Below are 18,711 nucleotides of genomic sequence, written 5' to 3'. Positions count from 1 at the left end.
CGCCCCCGACCCTCCACCGGACGGCCCGGAGCCCGACCAGCCGGACCGGGCCGGACGCGTCTCGGTGGAGCCGCCCCTGGGGCGGCTCGACTCCCCCCTCTACGGCCGCGACGACCTCATCGAGGAGATCCTGTCCGGCCGGCCGGCGGGATCGGAACCCCCCTCCTCGGTGCACGTCCTGCACGGGCTGCCCGGTTCCGGCAAGAGCCACCTCGCGGCGGAGATCGCCCGTCGGGTCCAACTCGCCGGCCGGCAGGTCTGGTGGGTCTCGGCGCTGCGGCTCAGTTCGGGAATGCGGGAGGTGGCGACCCGGTTGGGCGCGCCGAGCAGCGCGGTGGAGCGGGCCTGGGCCGGTGACGCCGCCGCCACCGACCTGGTCTGGCGCTTCCTCGACCGGGCCACACAGCCCTGGGTACTGGTGATCGACAACGCGAACGAGCCCGGCCTGATCGATCCTGTCGACGGGGACATCACCGGCGGCCGGGGGTGGCTGCGGGAGCCGAAGAACCCCGCGAACCTGGTTCTCGTCACCAGCCGCGACGGCTACCGGACCACCTGGCCGTCGTGGGCGCGGCGGCACCTGGTGCCGCCGCTGCGGGAGGAGGACGGGGCGTTGGTGTTGCTCTCCCGGGCCGGCAGCGGGGCCGGCACCGAGGAGCAGGCCCGGGCACTCTCCGCCGCGCTCGGTGGGCTGCCGCTCGCGCTACGCGCGGTCGGCGACTACCTCAAGTCCGTCCACACCACCCAGATCTACCAGGGCAAGCAGGTGCTGCGGGACTTCGAGAGCTACCGGCGCAACCTGCAACAGCGCCTGGGGCAGCCGCCCGGGGCCCCGAAACCGGACGACCCCACCCTCGGTGTCACGGCGAGCGTCTTCGAGATCTCCCTGGATCTGCTCGCCCGTCGCGGGCTGACCCAGGCCGGCAACCTGCTGCGGGTGCTCGCCTGCCTCAGCCCGACCCACGTGCCCTACTACCGGGTGCTCGACCAGGAGATCCTCAAGCGGTCCACGCTCTTCTCCGAGTTCACCGGGCAGCAGCAGTTGACGGTGCTGGAAGGGCTGGCCGACCTCTCCCTGGTGACCACGGTGAGACCGGAGGATCTCGCGGCCGTCCGGGACGAGGACTTCCGCCACGTGCTCGTCCTGCACCCGCTGGTGCACGCGATGATGCGCGAGGACCCGGAGTTGCGCCGCCAGGCCACGGAGTACTACGCCCTGGTCACCCAACTGCTCACCGCGGCGGTCCGGGACCGCGCCCCGGACACGGCGGCGGACTGGGACGCCTGGTACCTGCTGGCCCCGCACACCATGCGGCTGGCGAAGGACTACCTGCGGGGCACGGACATCCGCTACGAACGGGTGACCGTGCTGGCCGCCCTGGAACTGGTCCGGCTGACCGCCCGCTACCTGCTCGCCACCGGGCTGGCGCTCTCCGCCGAGGAGATGCTGCGGCCCCTCCTCGACAACTGCCCGGCGTACGACGTCAACCCGGGCGATCGGGAGATCCTGGCGCTGCGGCACGAACTGGCGCGGGCGGTGCTCGAACAACAGCGGCCGGTCGAGGCGGAGGCCCTGCTGCGGGAGGTGATCGCCGGTCGTGCCGAGGTCCTCGGCGAGATGCACGCCGACACGCTCGCCAGCCGTCACAAGCTCGCCCGCGCGATCATGCAGCAGAACCGGTGGGCCGAGGCGGAGACGGAACTGACCGCCCTGGTCGCCGCCGAGCGCACGGTACGCGGTCCCGAACACTCGGACACCATGGTCATCCGCCACACCCTGGCCCGCGCGGTGCTGTTGCAGGGCCGCGCTGGGCAGGCCGAGGAGATGCTGCGGGAGATCCTCGCCATCCGGCTGCGCCACTGGGCGCCGGTCGAGCCGGAGACCCTTCTGGTACGCCTCACCCTGGCCCGCTGCCTGGCCCGGCAGTCCCGCCTTGCCGAGACCGAGGAGCAGGTCCGCGCCGGGCTCGCCGAGGTGGGCGAGCGGGAGGCGGAACGCCGTGAGGTGTTCCTGCTCCGATGGCAGCTCGCCGAGGTTCTGATCGCGCAGAACCACGCCCCCGAGGCGCGGGCCGAACTGACCCGGTTGCTCGACGACTTCCGGCCGGTGCTGGGCGACCAGAACCCCGACATCGTGGGCATCCGCGGGACGCTGGAGCGGCTGACGCCGTACGTGGCGCCGCCACAGCCGGAGGCACCGCCCGGAGGCCAGGCCGTACCGACGCGTGAATCGGGCAGGAAAGAGCCGTCCGGGCAACCACGGAACGCGCCGACGCACTCATGAATGGGTGTCGGATGAATGTCAGTCCGGCCCCGTGGTCCTGGAATCCTCCGAATGGAGGTTGTCCGTCGTCACCGCGTCGGACCAATCTGGACACGTGCCACCGCGCCGACCAGGGGGTTCGGATGTCCACTGACGACCAGCACGCGCCGCAGCCGGTGAACGTCGCGCAGGGTTCTTCGGATCCGTCACCGGCCAAGGGTTCCGGCCCTGCTCCGGAGGCCCTTCAGCAGATCGCGCGGGACATGTCCAAGGCGTACGAGGTCGCCCTGGAGGTCGATCCACGGCTGTACTTCAGCGGCCGTACACCCACCCTCGCCAACCAGCCGCGGTGACACTTTCCGGAACGCGAAACGGTCCCGCCTTCGCCGTCCATGACGGGAGTTCCCATGACCAGCAGCGGCGGTAGGCTCTTCGTCGTCGACGCCTTCACCGACGAACCGTTCCGCGGCAATCCCGCCGGGGTCGTGCTCCTCGACGAGGAACGCGACGAGAATTGGATGCAGGCGGTGGCGAGCGAGATGCGGCATTCCGAGACGGCGTTCGTGTCGCCCGGCGAGGACGGCTGGTGGCGCCTGCGGTGGTTCACCCCCACCGTCGAGGTCGACCTGTGCGGCCACGCCACCCTCGCCACGGCCCACGTGCTCGGCGGCGACAGCCGCTTCCGTACCCGCAGCGGTGAGCTCGCCTGCTCGGTCTCCCCGCAGGGGTGGATCGAGATGGACTTCCCGGCCGATCCACCGGCGTCGACCGAGCCGCCACCCGGTCTGGCCCGCGCGCTCGGCGACGGCGTCACCGTCGTCGCGGTGACCCGTGGCGTCTCCGACCTGCTGGTCGAGGTGGCCGGGCCGCAGGACGTCCGGTCCGTGCGCCCGGACCTGGACGCCCTCGCCGAGATCCCGGTACGCGGTGTGATCACCACCGCCTTCGACGACGCGGCGGACCGGGTCGTGAGTCGCTGCTTCTACCCCGCCGTCGGGGTGCCGGAGGATCCGGTCACCGGCTCGGCGCACTGCACCATCGGCAGTTGGTGGTTCGCCCGTCTCGGTCGGGACGAACTCCTCGCCGAGCAGCTCTCTCCCCGTGGTGGCATGCTGCGACTGTCCCGGCGCGGCGACCGGATCGGGTTGAGCGGTCGCGCGGTCACCGTCTGGCACGGCGAGATCGCGGTGTGACGGTGAAGTACGCCGACGAGTTGACCGGCGCCACGCTCGCTCGGCTGGCCGAAGGCGACCTCGACGCGATCTGGGTACGCCGGTTCCACGCCGCCCAGCGGTGCGAGGCCGTGCTCCCCCGGGTCGTGCGGGAGTGCGAGCGGTCCCGCTACACCCTCACCGGCGACTTCCAGAGCATCGGCACGTCCATCGGGGAGGCCGCCGAGTCACCGGCGGGCGCCCGACGGTATCTGGACACCGCCGCCGACACCCGCGACCTGATCCGGCACCGGATCTTCGCGGGCCGGCTCTCCCCCCTCGACGAGTTGCGCCTGCGCCTCGACGAACTGTGGCCGCAGGGCGCGACGGTGGCCCACCACGAGGGCCGGGCGATGCTGCCGGGGATCATCCGGCGCTGGCCCACGGGCGGTCACGCCAACCCGCACATCGACCAGCGGGCGATCCCGCTGCTCGCCGAGCACCGGCTGCGGCGCCGGATCGGCACGAACGTCTACCTCGAGGTGCCTCCGCCGGGCAGCGGCGGGCACGTCGACTTCTGGGGGCTGTGGACGGACGAACGCGAGTACGACAACCGGCGCCGGGCCGACTACGGTCTCGACCGGGACGCCCTGGGCGAGCCGCACTGGTCCTGCGAGCCGGGCCAGGGCGACCTGCTCATGTTCGACGCGGCCCGGGTGCACGGCGTACGCCGGGTGGACCGGGGCGCCCGGGTCACCGCGGCGTGCTTCGTCGGCGTCCGTGACCCGGGCGAGTCGCTCGTGTTGTTCGCCTGACCGGCCGTCGGCCCTGGTGTCGAGCAGCGGCCGGCGGACGACCGGGCGGCGGGAAGGCCCGTCGGGGCGGCTCAGGCGATCGCCGGCGGTGGGCCGTCCGCCAACGGGACGTCCTCGTCCGGCGCGGACAGCCGGCGGAGCAGACCCGGGCCGGCGGACACGGGCGGCCCGACGGGTTCGACGGCCGAGGTCGGTGCCACCGGCCGGAACGAAGACGGCGTGGCACCGGGCCCGTCCATCGCCACGCCGCCGGCCGGGGCCGCCCCGACGTCGTCGGGGTCGGCGAGTGGCCGGATGCCGACCGGCGCGTCCGCGCCGGTCGGTCGGGTCGGGTCGGTGGTGCCCCGTTGTCCCGGGCGGTCGGCGCCCCGTACCCGCTGCGGCGGAGGGGACGGCGCCAGCAGCCGTGGCGGTACCGACTCCGGTGCGCAGACCGGGGCCAGCCCCGCCACGACGGTGTTGACGATCTCGGCGGCGTACGCGCCGTCCGGGTCGTAGTCGGGGTCGAAGACGGTCAGCTCGACACCGAGGCAGTGCGGGGTGTCCACCAGCCCGGCGAGGAGGATCTCCAACTCGGCGAAGGCGATCCCGCCCGGGTCGGGCGCGTCGACCGCCGGCATGACCGCCGGGTCGAGCACGTCCACGTCGATGTGCACCCAGTACCCGGCGCAGTCCTCCAGTTGTTCGTGCGCCCACTGGGCGGTCCGGGCGGCGCCCGCGGCGCGCAACGCCGGCACCGGCCGGGTGGTGATCCCGGCGGCCTGGAGGTCGAGGCGGTACTCGTCCTGGGCCCGGATACCGAGCACCACCACGTCGATGTCGCGGAAGTACGGCCGGCGGCCCTCGATGGCAGCCAGGTCGGCCTGCCCGCGCCCGGTCACCAGGGCGAGATCCTCGCCCGCCGCCGCGCCCACGTAGGAGGCGTTGCCGGGGTGCCGGAAGTCGGAGTGGCCGTCGACGAAGACCAGCCCGATCCGCCCGCCGACCGCCTCACCGAGCCGGTGCATGGCCAGCGCCGAGCCGAGCAGCACCGAGCAGTCGCCCCCCAACACCAGCGGGAACTCACCCCGGTCGATGATCGCCCCGATCCGGTCGGCGAGCGCCACCGAGTACGTGGCGATCTCCCGGGCGTGGCAGACCCCGTCGCCGGGGCGCCAGTCGCCGGGGTCGTACCGGGGTGCGGTGAGGCAGCCGGCGTCGCGGGCCCGCAGCCGGGCGAGCAGGTCGTGGTCGCGTAGCGCGCCGGGGGCTTTGGCGCAGCCGGGAACCGAGGTGGACGTGGGTGGCCGCAGCCCGAGGTTCGTCGGCGCGTCGAGGACGGCGATCCGGCGCATATGGGCTCCCGTCCTCGATGGTCGGGCGGGCCGGCCGGTACGCCGGCCCGCGCTGGCGTGCTACGAACTCAGAACAGTGCGCTGGCCAGGGCCCGTCGGGCCGAGGCCACGGCCGGGTCGTCCGGGCCGGCGACGGTGAACAGCGAGACCAGGTGCTGGCGTACCCTCTCCCGGTCGTCACCGGCGGTCCGCCGGACCAGGCCGACCAGCCGGGCGTACGCCTGCTCGGCCAGGCCGCCCAGTACCTCGATGTCGGCGGCGAGGAGTTGGGCGTCGACGTCGTCGGGGGCCTGCGCGGCGGCGGCGAGCGCGGCCTGCGGGTCGGCGCCGGCGACCCGGCGGGCCAGGCCGACCTGGGCCAGGCCGGCCTCGGCCGCGGCGTCCGCCGGCGACTCGGCCAGGATCTTGCGGTACGCCCGCTCGGCCGCGTCCAGGTCGCCGCTCATCAGCGCGTCGTCCGCCTCGTCGAGCCGGGGGTCCTCCGGCTCGGCGACGGCGACGCCACCGGCCTTGAGGATCGCCTGGATCCACTGGCGGAGCTGGGCCTCCGGCACGACGCCGGAGAAGGCGTCGATGGGCTGGCCGCCGACGACCGCGTACACCATGGGGATGCCCTGCACCCGGAACATCTGGGCGATGCGCGGGTTGGCGTCCACGTCGACCTTGGCCAGCACCCAGGCGCCGCCGCCCTCGGCGGCCAGCCGCTCCAGCACCGGGGAGAGCTGCTTGCAGGGCTCGCACCACTCGGCCCAGAAGTCGACGACCACCGGTGTGTTGAGCGAGCGCTCCAGGACCTCCGACTGGAAGGTCGCCTCTGTCACGTCGATGACGGTCACGGCGGCGCCCGCGGCGCCCGGCAGACCGGTTGGCGGACCGGCCTGGGCCGGTGTGGCGGGGCGGGAGGTGGCCGGCGGGGTGCTGCGCAGTGCGCTGAGGTCGACCGCGCCGCGGGTGAAGATCGACGAGGTCATCCGTGGGTCGCTCATGGTTACCTAGTCTCGCACGGACGCCGCCGAACCCGGATCAGCCGCGACGGCGACAGTTGCCACTCTCACCGCTGCTCACCCGCCCCGTCCCGCCTTCCCAACCCCCCGGCTCCTGCTTGATCCACTCCGGGTGCCGTGAACCGCGGCATTCGGTGTGTGTGGGTCAGAAGCGGGCCGGTTCGCGGTAGACGCCCCACTCGGCGCGCAGGGCGTCGCAGATCTCGCCGAGGGTGGCCTCGGCGCGCACCGCGTCGAGCATCGCCGGGATCATGTTTCCGCCGGTACGGCTGACCTCGACCATCCGGGCGACGGCCGCGGTGACCGCCGCGTCGTCGCGGGCGGCCTTGCGCCCGGCCAGCACCCGGCGCTGCTCCAGTTCCACCTCGTGCGAGATACGCAGGATCTCCAGGTTCTTGGCGACGGTACGGGTGTGGCAGTTGACCCCGACGATCCTCTTGTCACCCTTCTCCAGCGCCTGCTGGTAGACGAAGGCCGACTCGGCGATGTGGCCGGTGAACCAGCCGTCCTCGATGCCGCGCAGGATGCCGGAGGTCATCGGGCCGATCCGGTGCGGTCCCTCGCCGCCGAGCTGGCGGATGCGGGCGAAGATCTCCTCCGCCTCGGCCTCGATCTTGTCGGTGAGCGCCTCGACGTACCAGGATCCGCCGAGCGGGTCGGCCACGTTGGTCACCCCGATCTCCTCCATCAGCACCTGCTGGGTACGCAGGGCGATCTCGGCCGACTCGTCGGTGGGCAGGGCGAGGGTCTCGTCCAGGGCGTTGGTGTGCAGCGAGTTCGTGCCGCCCAGCACCGCGGCGAGCGCCTCGACGGCGGTGCGCACCACGTTGTTGACCGGTTGCTGGGCGGTCAACGACACCCCGGCGGTCTGGGTGTGGAACCGCAGCCAGAGCGCCTTCTCGCTGGTCGCGCCGTAGACGTCGCGCAGCCAGCGGGCCCAGATCCGGCGGGCGGCGCGGAACTTGGCGATCTCCTCGAAGAAGTCCAGGTGGGAGTCGAAGAAGAAGCTCAGGCCCGGGGCGAAGACGTTCACGTCCAGCCCGCGCGACAGCCCCAGCTCGACGTACCCGAAACCGTCGGCCAGGGTGTAGGCCAACTCCTGCGCGGCGGTCGCGCCGGCCTCCCGGATGTGGTAGCCGGAGACGGACAGCGGCTTGTACCGGGGGATCTGGCCGGCGCAGTACTCCATCAGGTCGCCGATCAGGCGCAGGTGCGGCTCGGGGTCGAACAGCCACTCCTTCTGCGCGATGTACTCCTTGAAGATGTCGGTCTGCAGCGTCCCGTCCAGCGTGGACACGTCGACGCCCTGCCGCTCGGCGGCGACCAGGTACATGCAGAAAACCGGCACGGCGGGGCCGGAGATGGTCATCGAGGTGGTGACGCCGCCCAGGTCGATGCCGTCGAAGAGCACCTCCATGTCGGCGGCGCTGTCCACCGCGACGCCGCAGTGCCCGACCTCGCCGAGCGACTGCGGGTCGTCGGAGTCGCGGCCCATCAGGGTGGGCATGTCGAAGGCGACGGAGAGACCGCCCCCGCCGGCGCCGAGGATCATCTTGTAGCGCTCGTTGGTCTGCCGGGCGTTGCCGAAGCCGGCGAACTGCCGGATCGTCCATGTCCGCCCCCGGTAGCCGGTGGGGTGCAGGCCCCGGGTGTACGGGTACTCGCCCGGCCAGCCGATCCGCTCGAAGCCCGGGTACGCCACTCCCTCCGGGGGGCCGTACACCGGGTCCACCGTCATCCCGGACAGGGTGGTGAAGTCCGCGTCCCGCTTGCGCGCGGCGTCGTAGCGGGCCTGCCAGCGGGCCCGTCCGGCGGCGATCTCGTCGGCGTCCATCCGCGGAGCTCCTCCTCGAGTCCTCGACTGAGGATCCGAGTGTAGAACGCCGCCCTGAACGATCGCTAAGGAAGTTGATACCGGACGGTAACCCGCTCAGGCGGTGGGCGTCTCCATCGCCACGTCGTCCACCCGGATGTTGATTTCGTCGGCCCGCAGCCCGTACGCCTCGACGGCCGCCGTCACCGCCGCCCGCACCGCGTCGGTCACCTGCGGCACCGGGTGGCCCGCGGAGATCACCAGCACCAGGTTCACCACCGCCGCACCGTTGGTGACGTGCGCCGAGCAACCCCGGCGGGCGTCACCGACCTGGTCCAGACCGACCCGGTCGAGCACGGCGTTGAAGAACCGGGCCACGTCGCCACCGAGCTCGGCCACCCCCGGCACCGAACGCGCGGCGGCCACCGCGATCTTCTCCACCACCTCGTCGGAGACGTGCGTCGTCCCGCCCGCCACCGCGTCCGGCGTCACCGACAGCTCCTGCGTCGCCTCGTCGCTCATGCTCTCTCCCACCAACGCACGCCCCACGCCCCACGCGCGTGAGGCGGTGCGAGCGTACTAGCGGTCGATGTACCGCTCGACGTACTCCCCCGTCGGTTCGGTCGGCGTGATGACGTCGATCAACACTCCGTTGGGGTCCGCCACGATGAAGTGGCGCTGCCCGAAGTCCTCACTTCGCAGGTCCAGTTCGGCCCGCAGTCCGCCCTCGACGACGAGCCGACGCCACTGCGCATCCACATCGGACACCTCGAAGTTGAGCAGCAGCCCGTCGACCGGCTTCCGGTACCCGTCGGGGATCGTCGGGTGGGTGTGGTCCAGGAGCCCGAGTTCGTACGGCACCGGGCCCGGGCGGCACAGGCTCACATACCAGTCCGCCTCGAAGGTGGTCTCGAAACCGAACCAGTCGACGTAGAACGCGTGCGACTCCCTCAGCCGGGTCGTGCAGATCACCGGGTAGAAACTGGTCAACAGCATGATCACCCCACTCGCGTACCAACGGTATGCCAGTCACGCTATTGGCGTACCATCGGTATGTCAACGGCGGTGCGGCGTTGTCGCGGACGAGAGGGTAGGTGCGCATGCGTAGGGCGGAGCAGCGGGAGCAGACTCGGCACGCGCTGGTGCGCGAGAGCCGGCGGTTGTTCGCGACCCACGGGTACGGCGCGGTCGGCCTCGCGCAGATCGTCGCCGCCGCCGGGGTGACGAAAGGCGCGCTGTACCACCACTTCGCCAGCAAGGCCGACGTCTTCCGGGCGGTCCTGGAACTGGTGCAACAGGAGGTGGCCGAGCAGGTCGTCACGGCCGCCGAGGCACAGCACGACGCGTGGGCGCGGCTGACCGCTGGCTGCCGGGCCTTCCTCACCGCGAGCACCGCCCCGCAGGTTCAGCGGATCATGCTGGTCGACGGACCAGCCGTGCTGGGCTGGGCCGAGTGGCGGGCCCTTGACGAGGCGGCGTCGGCACACCACCTCGCCGAGGCGCTCGCCGACCTGATCACGGACGGGACGATCGCGGCGCAGCCGGTCACGCCGCTGGCGCACCTGCTCTCCGGCGCGATGAACGAGGCCGCGCTGTGGCTCGCCACCACAACCAGTCCGCAGGCGCTGGAGCAGACCTGCGCCGCGCTCACCCGCCTGCTCGAAGGACTCCGTGCCCGCTGACGACCGGAGAGAGGACGTCAGGCGCGATCCGCAGCATGCCCCACTCGCCGGGGCATCCCCACACCGCCGGCCCTCGCAACCCGCCGGCATCCACACCGACGCGCGCTCATCGCGGCGAACTCATCCGGCACCGAGCTGGGACAGCAGTTCGGCCGCCGCCGCGTACGGGTCGACGGCGCCGTCGGCCACCTTGGCGGCGAGCGTCGGCAGCTGGGTGCCGTCACGCAGCGAGCCGATCCGGTCGCGGAGCACGCCGAGCGCGATCGCCTCGATCTCGGCGGCGGCCCGCGCCTCGCGGCGGCGGCGCAGCTCGCCGTGGCGCTCCAGCCAGTCGCGGTGCTTGTCGATCGCGGCGGCGATGTCGTCGATGCCCTCACCCCGCGCGGCGATCGACCGCACCACCTGTGGCCGCCACTGGCCCGGCCCGCGCTCGCCGAGGGCGATCATGCCCTGGATGTCGCGAACCGTGGCGTCGGCGCCGTCCCGGTCGGCCTTGTTGACCACGAAGACGTCGGCGATCTCCAGGATCCCGGCCTTCACCGCCTGGATCGCGTCGCCCATGCCGGGGGCCAGCAGCACCAGCGTGGTGTCGGCGAGGGAGGCGACCTCCACCTCGGCCTGCCCCACGCCGACGGTCTCCACCAGCACCACGTCGCAGCCCGCGCCCTCCAGCACCCGCACCGCCTGGGGGGTGGCCGCGGACAGCCCGCCGAGGTGGCCCCGGCTGGACATCGAGCGGATGTAGACCCCCGGGTCGGTCGCGTGGTCCTGCATCCGGACCCGGTCGCCGAGGATCGCCCCGCCGGTGAACGGGCTCGACGGGTCGATGGCCAGCACGCCGACCCGACGCCCGCGCGACCGCAGCTCCCGGACCAACTCGTTGGTGGTGGTCGACTTACCCACCCCGGGAGAGCCGGTCAGCCCCACCACCTGGGCCTGACCGGCGTACGGCGCGAGCGCCGCCGCGACCTGCGGCAACACCTCGTCGCCGGACTCGACCAGGGTGATCAGGCGGGCCACCGCGCGGGGGTCGCCCGCGCGGGCCCGCTCCACCAGCAGGGGCACGTCGCGGCTGCGGCGTACCGGTCCGGCCGCCGTCGGGATGTTCTCGGCCGGTCCGCTCACTGGCCGGTCTCGGCGCCGTTCGGGACGTGGATGATCAGCGCGTCGCCCTGGCCGCCGCCGCCGCAGAGCGCCGCCGCGCCGGTGCCGCCGCCCCGCCGCCGCAGCTCCAGCGCCAGGGTGAGCACCAGCCGTGCGCCCGACATGCCGATCGGGTGGCCCAGGGCGATCGCGCCGCCGTTGACGTTGACCTTGTCCGGGCTGATGCCCAGGTCGCGGGTGGACTGGATGCCGACCGCGGCGAACGCCTCGTTGATCTCGACGAGGTCGATGTCCTCGGTGCTCAGCCCGCCCTTTCTCAGGGCGTGCAGGATGGCGTTCGACGGCTGCGAGTGCAGGGAGTTGTCCGGGCCGGCCACGTTGCCGTGCGCGCCGATCTCGGCCAGCCAGGTCAGGCCCAGTTCCAGGGCCTTGGCCTTGCTCATCACGACGACGGCGGCGGCGCCGTCGGAGATCGGCGAGGAACTGCCGGCGGTGATGGTGCCGTCGGGGGTGAACGCCGGGCGGAGCCGGCCCAGCGACTCGACGGTGGTGTCCGGCCGGATGCCCTCGTCCTCGCTGATCACCAGCGGCTCACCCTTGCGCTGCGGGATGAGCACCGGGGTGATCTCTTCGGCGAAGTGGCCGTTCTTCTGGGCGGCGGCGGCCCGCTGGTGGCTGGCGGCGGCGAAGGTGTCCTGCTCCTCGCGGGTGATGCCGTGCTTCGCGCCGTGCCGCTCGGTGGACTCGCCCATCGAGCAGCAGTCCCAGGCGTCGGTGAGTCCGTCGAGGGCCATGTGGTCGGAGAGGGTGACGTCGCCGTACTTGTAGCCGGAGCGCTGCCCGAGCAGCAGGTGCGGGGCGTTGGTCATCGACTCCATGCCACCGGCCACCACGACGTCGAACTCGCCGGCCCGGATCAGCTGGTCGGCCAGGGCGATCGCGTCGAGGCCGGAGAGGCAGACCTTGTTGATGGTCAACGCCGGGGTGGACATCGGGATGCCGGCCTCGACCGCCGCCTGCCGGGCGGGGATCTGCCCGGCGCCGGCCTGGAGCACCTGGCCCATGATCACGTACTGCACCTGGTCCGGGGCGACGCCGGACCGTTCCAGCGCCGCCTTGATCGCGATGCCGCCGAGCCTCGTCGCGGGGAGGTCCTTGAGGTTGCCGAGCAGGCGACCCATCGGGGTCCGCGCGCCGCTGACGATCACCGAAGCCACTGCCTGCCTCCGAGGGGTGCCGACCTGTACGCCTTAACGATTGTTCGGTCAGACTAGCGCCATGGCTGAGAACTCCCCCGTCGAGCCCGCTGCCGACTATGTCACAGACATCGGCCTGCGCCGCATCGACCACGTCGGGATCGCCGTCGCCGACCTCGACGCCGCGATCGACTTCTACCAGCGGACCTTCGGCATGCGCTGCGTGCACACCGAGACCAACACCGAGCAGGGCGTCCACGAGGCGATGCTGGCCGTCGGGCCGACCGCCGAGGGCGGCTGCGTGCAACTGCTCGCCCCACTGACCCCGGAGTCCACCATCGCGAGGTTCCTGGATCGCAACGGGCCCGGCGTGCAGCAGGTGGCGTACACGGTGGCGGACATCGACGCGGCCTGCGCGGCGCTGCGCGAGCGCGGGGTACGGCTGCTCTACGACACCCCGAAGCGGGGCACAGCCGGCTCCCGGATCAACTTCGTACACCCGAAGGACGCCGGCGGCGTCCTGGTCGAGTTGGTCGAGCCGGCCACCGGGGGCCACTGACCGCCGTCCCGCCACGGCCGCGCCACGGGGTGACCGCTCGTTCGCCGCTGGTCGTGGTGTCCGCGTCGCCGGACACCACGACCAGCGCCGTCGGCGAAGCCACCTCGGTACGAAGTACGGCGGTGTGCGGTTCCGGGCTTCCACGGACACCTTCACTCAGCGGCCGATGCAGTTTTTCACAGAGACCTTCCGACCCTAGCTACCGTTCAGTAACGTCCGGCGGCACCGGAGCGCGACCGTGTCGGACGTGTCGATCGCCGACCTGGCGGCCGTCGCCCCGGCGCCGACGATGGCAACAGCCCGCGCCTGGCGTGGGATGCGGACGAACGGGAGGTCACCGTGCAGGACATCCTCGAAGCGATCATGGCGGCGGAGGGCTCTACCCAACCGGAGCGGGAACTCGCCGGCCTCGCCGACCTGCCCGTTCCCGACAGCTACCGGGGCGTGGTGGTCCGCGCCGACGAAACCCGGATGTTCGACGGGATGGCCACCCGGGACAAGGACCCGCGCAAGGCGCTGCACCTGCAGGAGGTGCCCACCCCGGAACTCGGCCCGGGCGAGGCGTTGGTCGCGGTGATGGCCAGCGCGATCAACTACAACACGGTCTGGACCAGCATCTTCGAGCCGCTGCCGACCTTCAGGTTCCTCCAGCGCTACGGCCGGCTCTCCGAGCTGACCCGCCGGCACGACCTGCCGTACCACGTGGTCGGCTCCGACGCCGCCGGCGTGGTGCTGCGCACCGGGCCCGGCGTGACGAAGTGGAGGGCCGGCGACGAGGTCGTCGCGCACTGCCTCTCCGTGGAGCTGGAGGACGCGGCTGGTCACGACGACACCATGCTCGACCCGCAACAGCGGATCTGGGGCTTCGAGACCAACTTCGGCGGCCTGGCCGAGCTGTGCGTGGTCAAGGCCAACCAGCTGATGCCCAAGCCGCGTCACCTCAGCTGGGAGGAGGCGGCCAGCCCCGGCCTGGTCAACTCCACCGCGTACCGGCAGCTGGTCAGCCACCACGGGGCGAACATGAAGCAGGGCGACGTGGTGCTGATCTGGGGTGCCTCCGGCGGGCTGGGCAGCTACGCCACCCAGATGGCCCTCAACGGCGGCGCGATCCCGGTCTGCGTCGTCTCCTCCCCCGAGAAGGCCGAGCTGTGCCGGTCCATGGGCGCGGAGCTGGTCATCGACCGGTCCGCCGAGGGCTACCGGTTCTGGTCCGACGAGCACACCCAGGACCAGGACGAGTGGCGGCGGTTCGGCGAACGGATCAGGGAGCTGACCGGCGGCGAGGACCCGGACATCGTCTTCGAGCACCCCGGGCGGGAGACCTTCGGCGCGAGCGTCTTCGTGGCCAAGAAGGGCGGCACCATCGTCACCTGCGCCTCCACCAGCGGCTACCTGCACCAGTACGACAACCGCTACCTGTGGATGCACCTCAAGCGGATCGTCGGCAGCCACTTCGCCAACTACCGCGAGGCGTGGGAGGCCAACCGCCTCGTCGCGCTCGGGAAGATCCACCCCACGGTGTCCAGGAGCTACCCGCTGGAGCAGACCGGGCAGGCGGCCTACGAGGTGCACCGCAACGCGCACCAGGGCAAGGTCGGCGTGCGCTGCCTCGCCCCCGGCGACGGGCTCGGCGTTCGGGACCCGGAGACCCGGGCCCGGCACGAGAGCGCGATCAACCGGTTCCGCGGCCACTGACCCGTCCGGGTGACACCGGGCCACCCATTGCGGCGAGAAGGCCATTGCCTTTCCATCGCCGTCCGACACCCATTCGAGTGACAGTGGACAAAGGGCCGTGGGCTCGCGCGCCACGGCCCTTTCCCGCTCACCTTGCGTGACGCCGGGCCCGCCCCGGGAGCTGCCAAGATCGTCATTTGACCACGTCCGCGCAGGCGCCCGCGACGACCCGGTAATGAGGACACGAAAGCTCGGCACCGCTCTTGCGAACGCCCCCGGGGAGTCTGCGAGTATGTCCCAATGCCCCAGCAGCAGTCCTCCCCTCTCGCGTTCTTCGATAACGCGAACTCGCAGCCAGATTTCACCGTCGGCCTGCGCGGATACAACACACACCAGGTTGACGACTTCATCGGCCGGATGACCGCGGCGCTGACCCAGTCGGAGCAGGCCCGGGCCGAGGCCGAGCAGCGGATGAACGACGCCCAGCGCCGCCTCCGCCAGGCCGAGCAGCGGCAGAGCGCGCTCGAGCAGAAGCTCGCCGAGACCAACAAGCAACTCGAGGAGAACAGCCGACCCACGCTGTCCGGTCTGGGCACCCGGGTCGAGCAGATCCTCCGGTTGGCCGAGGAACAGGCCAACGACCACCGGGCCGAGGCCAAGCGGGAGTCGGAGGGCATCCTCTCCGCGGCCCGCCTCGAGGCCCGGGAGATCACCGACAAGGCGCGCGCCGAGGCGGCGGCCATGAAGGCCAGCGCCGAGCGGGAGGCCGGCAGCGTCCGCACCGCCGCCGAGCGGGAGGCCGCCGAGGCGCGGGTGCAGGCCCGCCGCGAGGCCGACACGCTCCGTGCCGACGCCGAGCGGGAGACCAAGCAGCTCCGTACGGTCACCGCGCACGAGGTGGCCGAGCTGAAGTCCACGGTCGAGCGTGAGGTCGCCACCCTGCGCGCCACCGCGGAGCGGGAGATCACCCAGCAGCGGGCCAAGGCCGCCCGCGAGGCCGAGGAGAAGCGGGCCGAGGCGACCAAGCTGCTCACCGACGCCCGCGACAAGCGGGACAAGGACCTCCAGGCGCTGGAGCTGCAGCTCGCCGAGCGCCGCGAGAAGGCCGAGCGCGAGGAGTCGGAGCGGCACGCCGCCCAGGTCGCGCAGACCCAGAAGCTGGTCAGTGAGGCCGAGCAGCGCGCCCGCGCCGCCCAGGAACGGGCCAAGGAGATCGAGCAGCGGGCCGAGGCCCGCCGGGTCGAGTCCGAGCGCACCGCCAACGAGACCGTAGACAAGGCCAAGGCGCTGGCCGAGAAGACTCTCAGCGAGGCCAAGGCCGAGGCCAAGCGACTGCTCACCGAGGCGCGCACCGAGGCGGACCTCACCACCCAGGCGGCCCGCCGTGAGGTCGAGGACCTCACCCGCCAGAAGGACGCCGTCACCTCGCAGCTCGGCCAGATGCTCTCCGGCCTCGCCGGCATCGTCCCGGGCGTCCCGGCGCAGCAGCAGGCCGCCGCGCCGGCCAAGTCGGAGCCGGCCAAGGCCGACGCGCAGCGGGCGACCGCGGAGACCACCAACTGACCCACCGCACCGTCGGGGCATGAGTGACACGGCGCGGGGTGACACCGGGTAACCGGTGCCACCCCGCGCCGTGTGGTTTTCCCGCCCCTCGCCGCCGACCTGCCGCGACAGCAGTGAAGTAGGTCCCAACAGGGGCGTCCGTATCGCCCCAGCAGGGCCGGATGCGTGTGAGGATGAGGGCATGTCGCACGGCGAGGAACTGTTCGCTCTCGGCGGGGACGTGACCACGGAGCCCAGCTTCGAGTCCGCCCTGCGGGGGTACGAGAAACGACAGGTTGACCGGTACGTCGCTCGGGCGGAGCACGAGATCGCGACCCTGACGGCCGAGCGGGAACAGGCGTACACGCAGATCCACAAGCTGGCCGGCCAGGTCGAGCACCTCCAGCGGGACCTGGCCCAGTTGCGCAAGCAGGCCGCCGTGGTGGATCGGGCGTCCTTCAAACACCTCGGCCCCCGCGTCGAACAGATCCTCACCCTCGCCGAGGAGCAGGCCGACGCCATCCTGGCCGCCGCCAACGAGGAGATCGACGCCCGCCGGGCCGCCGCCAGGCACATCGTCGACGAGGCCCGCGAACAGGCCGCCCAGGCGCTCAAGGACTTCGAGATCGCCCTGGCCGCCCGGCGCGCGGAGGAGGAGCGACACACCGCCACCCGTCGGGCCGAGGCGGACGCCGCCGTCAAGACCGCCAAGGAGGACGCCGCCCGGCTCCGTACGGCCGCCGAGGAGGAGTCCACCCGGCTGCGTACGGCCGCCGAGGAGGAGTCCACCCGACTGCGTACCGCCGCGCAGGAGGCCCTGGCCAGGGCGCAGCAGGAGGCCACCCAGCTGCGGGACACCGCCAAGGAGATCCACAGCCGGGCCCAGCAGGAGGCCACCAGGCTGCGTACCGCCGCGCAGGAGGCCCTGGCCAGGGCGCAGCAGGAGGCCACCCAACTCCGCGACGCCGCCAAGGAGGTGCACGCCAAGGCCCAGCAGGAGGCCAAGCGGCTCACCGACACGGCGGCTGAGGCCGGGCGGGCCAGCCACGCCAAGGCCCTCCAGGAGGCCAAGAAGATCGTCGACGACGCCGAGGAGGCCGCGAAGGGCACTCGGGGCCGGGCCCGGCAGGAGGCGCACCGGCTCACCACGGAGGCCGCCGAGGCGGCCAAGCGCAGCCGGGCCGAGACCGAGGCGTACGTGACCCGCATGCGCACCGAGACCGAGGCGTACGTCCAGCAGACCCGGGCCCAGACGCAGCAGGAACTGGGGGCCTGGCGGGCCGGGGTCGAGAAGGAGGTCAACGCCCGGCGGGAGGCCGCTGACCGGGAGCTGGCCCAGCGCCGCGCCGCCATCGAACAGGAGTACGCCAAGCGCCGCGACGAACTGGAGAAGCGGTACCAGGCCAAGCTGGCCGAGCAGGAGCGGCAACATCAGGCCCGGCACGACGAGCTGGAACGGGAGTGGACGGCCCGGCGCGACGAGATGGAGCGCGCGGGGGTCGAGCTGCGCCAGGCGGCCGAGGCCGACGCGCTCACCATGCGCCGCCAGGCCGAGGAGGAGGCCACCGCGCTGCTCCAACGGGCCGAGCAGGAGGCCGCCGACAAGCGGCGCAAGGCCGACGAGCACGTGGCCGCCTCCCGTCGGCAGTTCGAGGAGTACGCGGCCACCACCCAGCAGCACCTGGCCACCACCCAGCAGCACCTTGCCGCGACCCAGCAGGAGGCGGCGGCGAGCCGCCAGCAGCTCGCCCAGGTGATGCTGGAGATCGCCCAGGCCCAGCAGCAGCTCGCCGACCTGCGGCAGGAGACCTGGCAGGCGCGGCAGGAGTCCGACGAGGTCCAGCGCCAGCTCACCGAACTCAAGCTGCACAGGTTGACCGCCACCCCGCTGGACGGCAGCGCGCCGACCTCGGCCGGCACCGCGCCGAGACCGGGCACGGACGACGCGAAGCCCAGGGCCGGCGCGTTCCCGGACGGCGCGAAGCTGACGGTCGCCACCGTCTCCGACGAGACGAAGCCGACGACCGATGCGGGCGCCGACGGGGCGAAGCCGAACGCCGGGCCGGCAGCCGACGGGGCACTGAAGGCGAAGCCGGTCGCCGACCCGCCGGCAAACGGGGCGAAGCCGAAGGCCGAGCCGGTGACCACCGTGGACGGCGGCACCGCCAGCGCCGGTGTCGACGGCGAACCGACCGTCGCGGCGGTGCCGGGGACGGGCGGCCGGGAGCCCACCCCGACCAAGATCACCAGCACCGGGGAGAACGGCAAGCGGCCGACCAAGCCGACCACCGACGAGCGCAGCGCCAAGCCGAGCAAGGTCACCGTCGAGTCGGAGTGACGTACCGGTCCGTCCACGGTGGGTGACGCCCGGGTGGTCGTGCGCTCCGCTCACCACTACCCTGCCGTCAGGGGCCCGCTGGTACGGGCCCGCAGCGGCAGCCTCCGGCCTGGCGGCCGGAGCGGGACCCGGGGGAGGTCCGGTGGAACACGACGGACCGGCGCGTGCCGGTGCCCGGGACGAGCCGACGCGGCACCCCCGGCGGGCGACTGAGCCGGAACGGACCGGTGCCACCG

Annotated in this window: 16 protein-coding genes; 9 read left to right on the top strand and 7 right to left on the bottom strand. The window is 72.6% G+C overall.

The features are described 5' to 3' along the window. The 4 genes from E1165_RS21865 to E1165_RS21850 form a co-directional block, all read left to right on the top strand. A partial coding sequence (locus E1165_RS21865; protein WP_132393652.1) for a tetratricopeptide repeat protein occupies positions 1–2,284 on the top strand: 2,284 nt, incomplete at its 5' end. 122 nt (positions 2,285–2,406) lie between these two features. Then, entirely contained in the window at positions 2,407–2,616 is a 210-nt protein-coding gene (locus E1165_RS21860) for a hypothetical protein (RefSeq protein WP_132393651.1), read from the top strand. A 54-nt stretch (positions 2,617–2,670) separates the two neighbouring features. Beyond that, positions 2,671–3,456 (top strand): PhzF family phenazine biosynthesis protein, encoded by a 786-nt coding sequence (locus E1165_RS21855; protein WP_207917000.1) that lies wholly within the window; start codon positions 2,671–2,673, stop codon positions 3,454–3,456. Between the two features lie 2 nt (positions 3,457–3,458). Further along, positions 3,459–4,229 carry a 2OG-Fe(II) oxygenase gene (locus E1165_RS21850; RefSeq protein ID WP_132393649.1) on the top strand — a complete coding sequence of 257 codons (771 nt, stop codon included), beginning with the start codon at positions 3,459–3,461 and terminating at the stop codon, positions 4,227–4,229. A 71-nt stretch (positions 4,230–4,300) separates the two neighbouring features. Here E1165_RS21850 and E1165_RS21845 read toward each other — a convergent pair whose 3' ends face one another. The 5 genes from E1165_RS21845 to E1165_RS21825 form a co-directional block, all read right to left on the bottom strand. Further along, complete coding sequence (locus E1165_RS21845) at positions 4,301–5,563, bottom strand: arginase family protein (RefSeq protein WP_243704913.1); 1,263 nt, start codon at positions 5,561–5,563, stop codon at positions 4,301–4,303. 68 nt (positions 5,564–5,631) lie between these two features. Next, on the bottom strand, positions 5,632–6,549 hold the full coding sequence (locus E1165_RS21840) for a tetratricopeptide repeat protein (RefSeq protein WP_132393648.1): 918 nt from the start codon (positions 6,547–6,549) through the stop codon (positions 5,632–5,634). A gap of 163 nt (positions 6,550–6,712) precedes the next feature. Beyond that, positions 6,713–8,401 (bottom strand): methylmalonyl-CoA mutase, encoded by a 1,689-nt coding sequence (locus E1165_RS21835; protein ID WP_132393647.1) that lies wholly within the window; start codon positions 8,399–8,401, stop codon positions 6,713–6,715. A gap of 96 nt (positions 8,402–8,497) precedes the next feature. After that, positions 8,498–8,902, bottom strand: coding sequence for an Asp23/Gls24 family envelope stress response protein (locus E1165_RS21830; RefSeq protein ID WP_132393646.1), 405 nt, complete (start codon positions 8,900–8,902; stop codon positions 8,498–8,500). A 57-nt stretch (positions 8,903–8,959) separates the two neighbouring features. Then, on the bottom strand, positions 8,960–9,376 hold the full coding sequence (locus E1165_RS21825; protein WP_132393654.1) for a VOC family protein: 417 nt from the start codon (positions 9,374–9,376) through the stop codon (positions 8,960–8,962). A gap of 104 nt (positions 9,377–9,480) precedes the next feature. Between E1165_RS21825 and E1165_RS21820 the strand changes: the two genes are divergently transcribed. Beyond that, positions 9,481–10,062 carry a TetR/AcrR family transcriptional regulator gene (locus E1165_RS21820; protein WP_132393653.1) on the top strand — a complete coding sequence of 194 codons (582 nt, stop codon included), beginning with the start codon at positions 9,481–9,483 and terminating at the stop codon, positions 10,060–10,062. 120 nt (positions 10,063–10,182) lie between these two features. On the opposite strand, the gene meaB is transcribed toward E1165_RS21820, so the two are convergent. Then, positions 10,183–11,187 (bottom strand): methylmalonyl Co-A mutase-associated GTPase MeaB, encoded by a 1,005-nt coding sequence (gene meaB, locus E1165_RS21815; protein WP_132393645.1) that lies wholly within the window; start codon positions 11,185–11,187, stop codon positions 10,183–10,185. Beyond that, positions 11,184–12,383 (bottom strand): acetyl-CoA C-acetyltransferase, encoded by a 1,200-nt coding sequence (locus E1165_RS21810; RefSeq protein WP_132393644.1) that lies wholly within the window; start codon positions 12,381–12,383, stop codon positions 11,184–11,186. Before E1165_RS21810 ends, meaB begins: the two co-directional genes overlap by 4 nt. A gap of 61 nt (positions 12,384–12,444) precedes the next feature. On the opposite strand from E1165_RS21810, the gene mce reads away from it, so the two are divergent. The 4 genes from mce to E1165_RS21790 all read left to right on the top strand — a co-directional run bounded on the left by mce (position 12,445) and on the right by E1165_RS21790 (position 18,475). Continuing rightward, on the top strand, positions 12,445–12,921 hold the full coding sequence (mce, locus tag E1165_RS21805; protein WP_132393643.1) for a methylmalonyl-CoA epimerase: 477 nt from the start codon (positions 12,445–12,447) through the stop codon (positions 12,919–12,921). A gap of 339 nt (positions 12,922–13,260) precedes the next feature. Next, positions 13,261–14,616, top strand: coding sequence for a crotonyl-CoA carboxylase/reductase (ccrA, locus tag E1165_RS21800; protein ID WP_132393642.1), 1,356 nt, complete (start codon positions 13,261–13,263; stop codon positions 14,614–14,616). A gap of 279 nt (positions 14,617–14,895) precedes the next feature. Next, on the top strand, positions 14,896–16,158 hold the full coding sequence (locus E1165_RS21795; protein ID WP_132393641.1) for a DivIVA domain-containing protein: 1,263 nt from the start codon (positions 14,896–14,898) through the stop codon (positions 16,156–16,158). Positions 16,159–16,339: 181 nt separating this feature from the next. Continuing rightward, positions 16,340–18,475 carry a hypothetical protein gene (locus E1165_RS21790; protein ID WP_132393640.1) on the top strand — a complete coding sequence of 712 codons (2,136 nt, stop codon included), beginning with the start codon at positions 16,340–16,342 and terminating at the stop codon, positions 18,473–18,475. Positions 18,476–18,711 lie beyond the last annotated feature (236 nt).

The sequence above is a fragment of the Micromonospora sp. KC723 genome, from assembly GCF_004348595.1.
In the GTDB taxonomy this organism is placed as follows: Bacteria; Actinomycetota; Actinomycetes; order Mycobacteriales; family Micromonosporaceae; genus Micromonospora.
This window is presented reverse-complemented; position numbering and strand designations above follow the sequence as displayed.

Excerpts from the sequence above, each read along its gene's own strand:
- E1165_RS21860 (WP_132393651.1), top strand. The coding sequence starts at position 2,407 with ATGTCCACTGACGACCAGCACGCGCCGCAGCCGGTGAACGTCGCGCAG.
- E1165_RS21855 (WP_207917000.1), top strand. The coding sequence starts at position 2,671 with ATGACCAGCAGCGGCGGTAGGCTCTTCGTCGTCGACGCCTTCACCGAC.
- E1165_RS21845 (WP_243704913.1), bottom strand. The coding sequence starts at position 5,563 with ATGCGCCGGATCGCCGTCCTCGACGCGCCGACGAACCTCGGGCTGCGG.
- E1165_RS21840 (WP_132393648.1), bottom strand. The coding sequence starts at position 6,549 with ATGAGCGACCCACGGATGACCTCGTCGATCTTCACCCGCGGCGCGGTC.
- E1165_RS21835 (WP_132393647.1), bottom strand. The coding sequence starts at position 8,401 with ATGGACGCCGACGAGATCGCCGCCGGACGGGCCCGCTGGCAGGCCCGC.
- E1165_RS21830 (WP_132393646.1), bottom strand. The coding sequence starts at position 8,902 with ATGAGCGACGAGGCGACGCAGGAGCTGTCGGTGACGCCGGACGCGGTG.
- E1165_RS21825 (WP_132393654.1), bottom strand. The coding sequence starts at position 9,376 with ATGCTGTTGACCAGTTTCTACCCGGTGATCTGCACGACCCGGCTGAGG.
- E1165_RS21820 (WP_132393653.1), top strand. The coding sequence starts at position 9,481 with ATGCGTAGGGCGGAGCAGCGGGAGCAGACTCGGCACGCGCTGGTGCGC.
- mce (WP_132393643.1), top strand. The coding sequence starts at position 12,445 with ATGGCTGAGAACTCCCCCGTCGAGCCCGCTGCCGACTATGTCACAGAC.
- E1165_RS21795 (WP_132393641.1), top strand. The coding sequence starts at position 14,896 with ATGCCCCAGCAGCAGTCCTCCCCTCTCGCGTTCTTCGATAACGCGAAC.
- E1165_RS21790 (WP_132393640.1), top strand. The coding sequence starts at position 16,340 with ATGTCGCACGGCGAGGAACTGTTCGCTCTCGGCGGGGACGTGACCACG.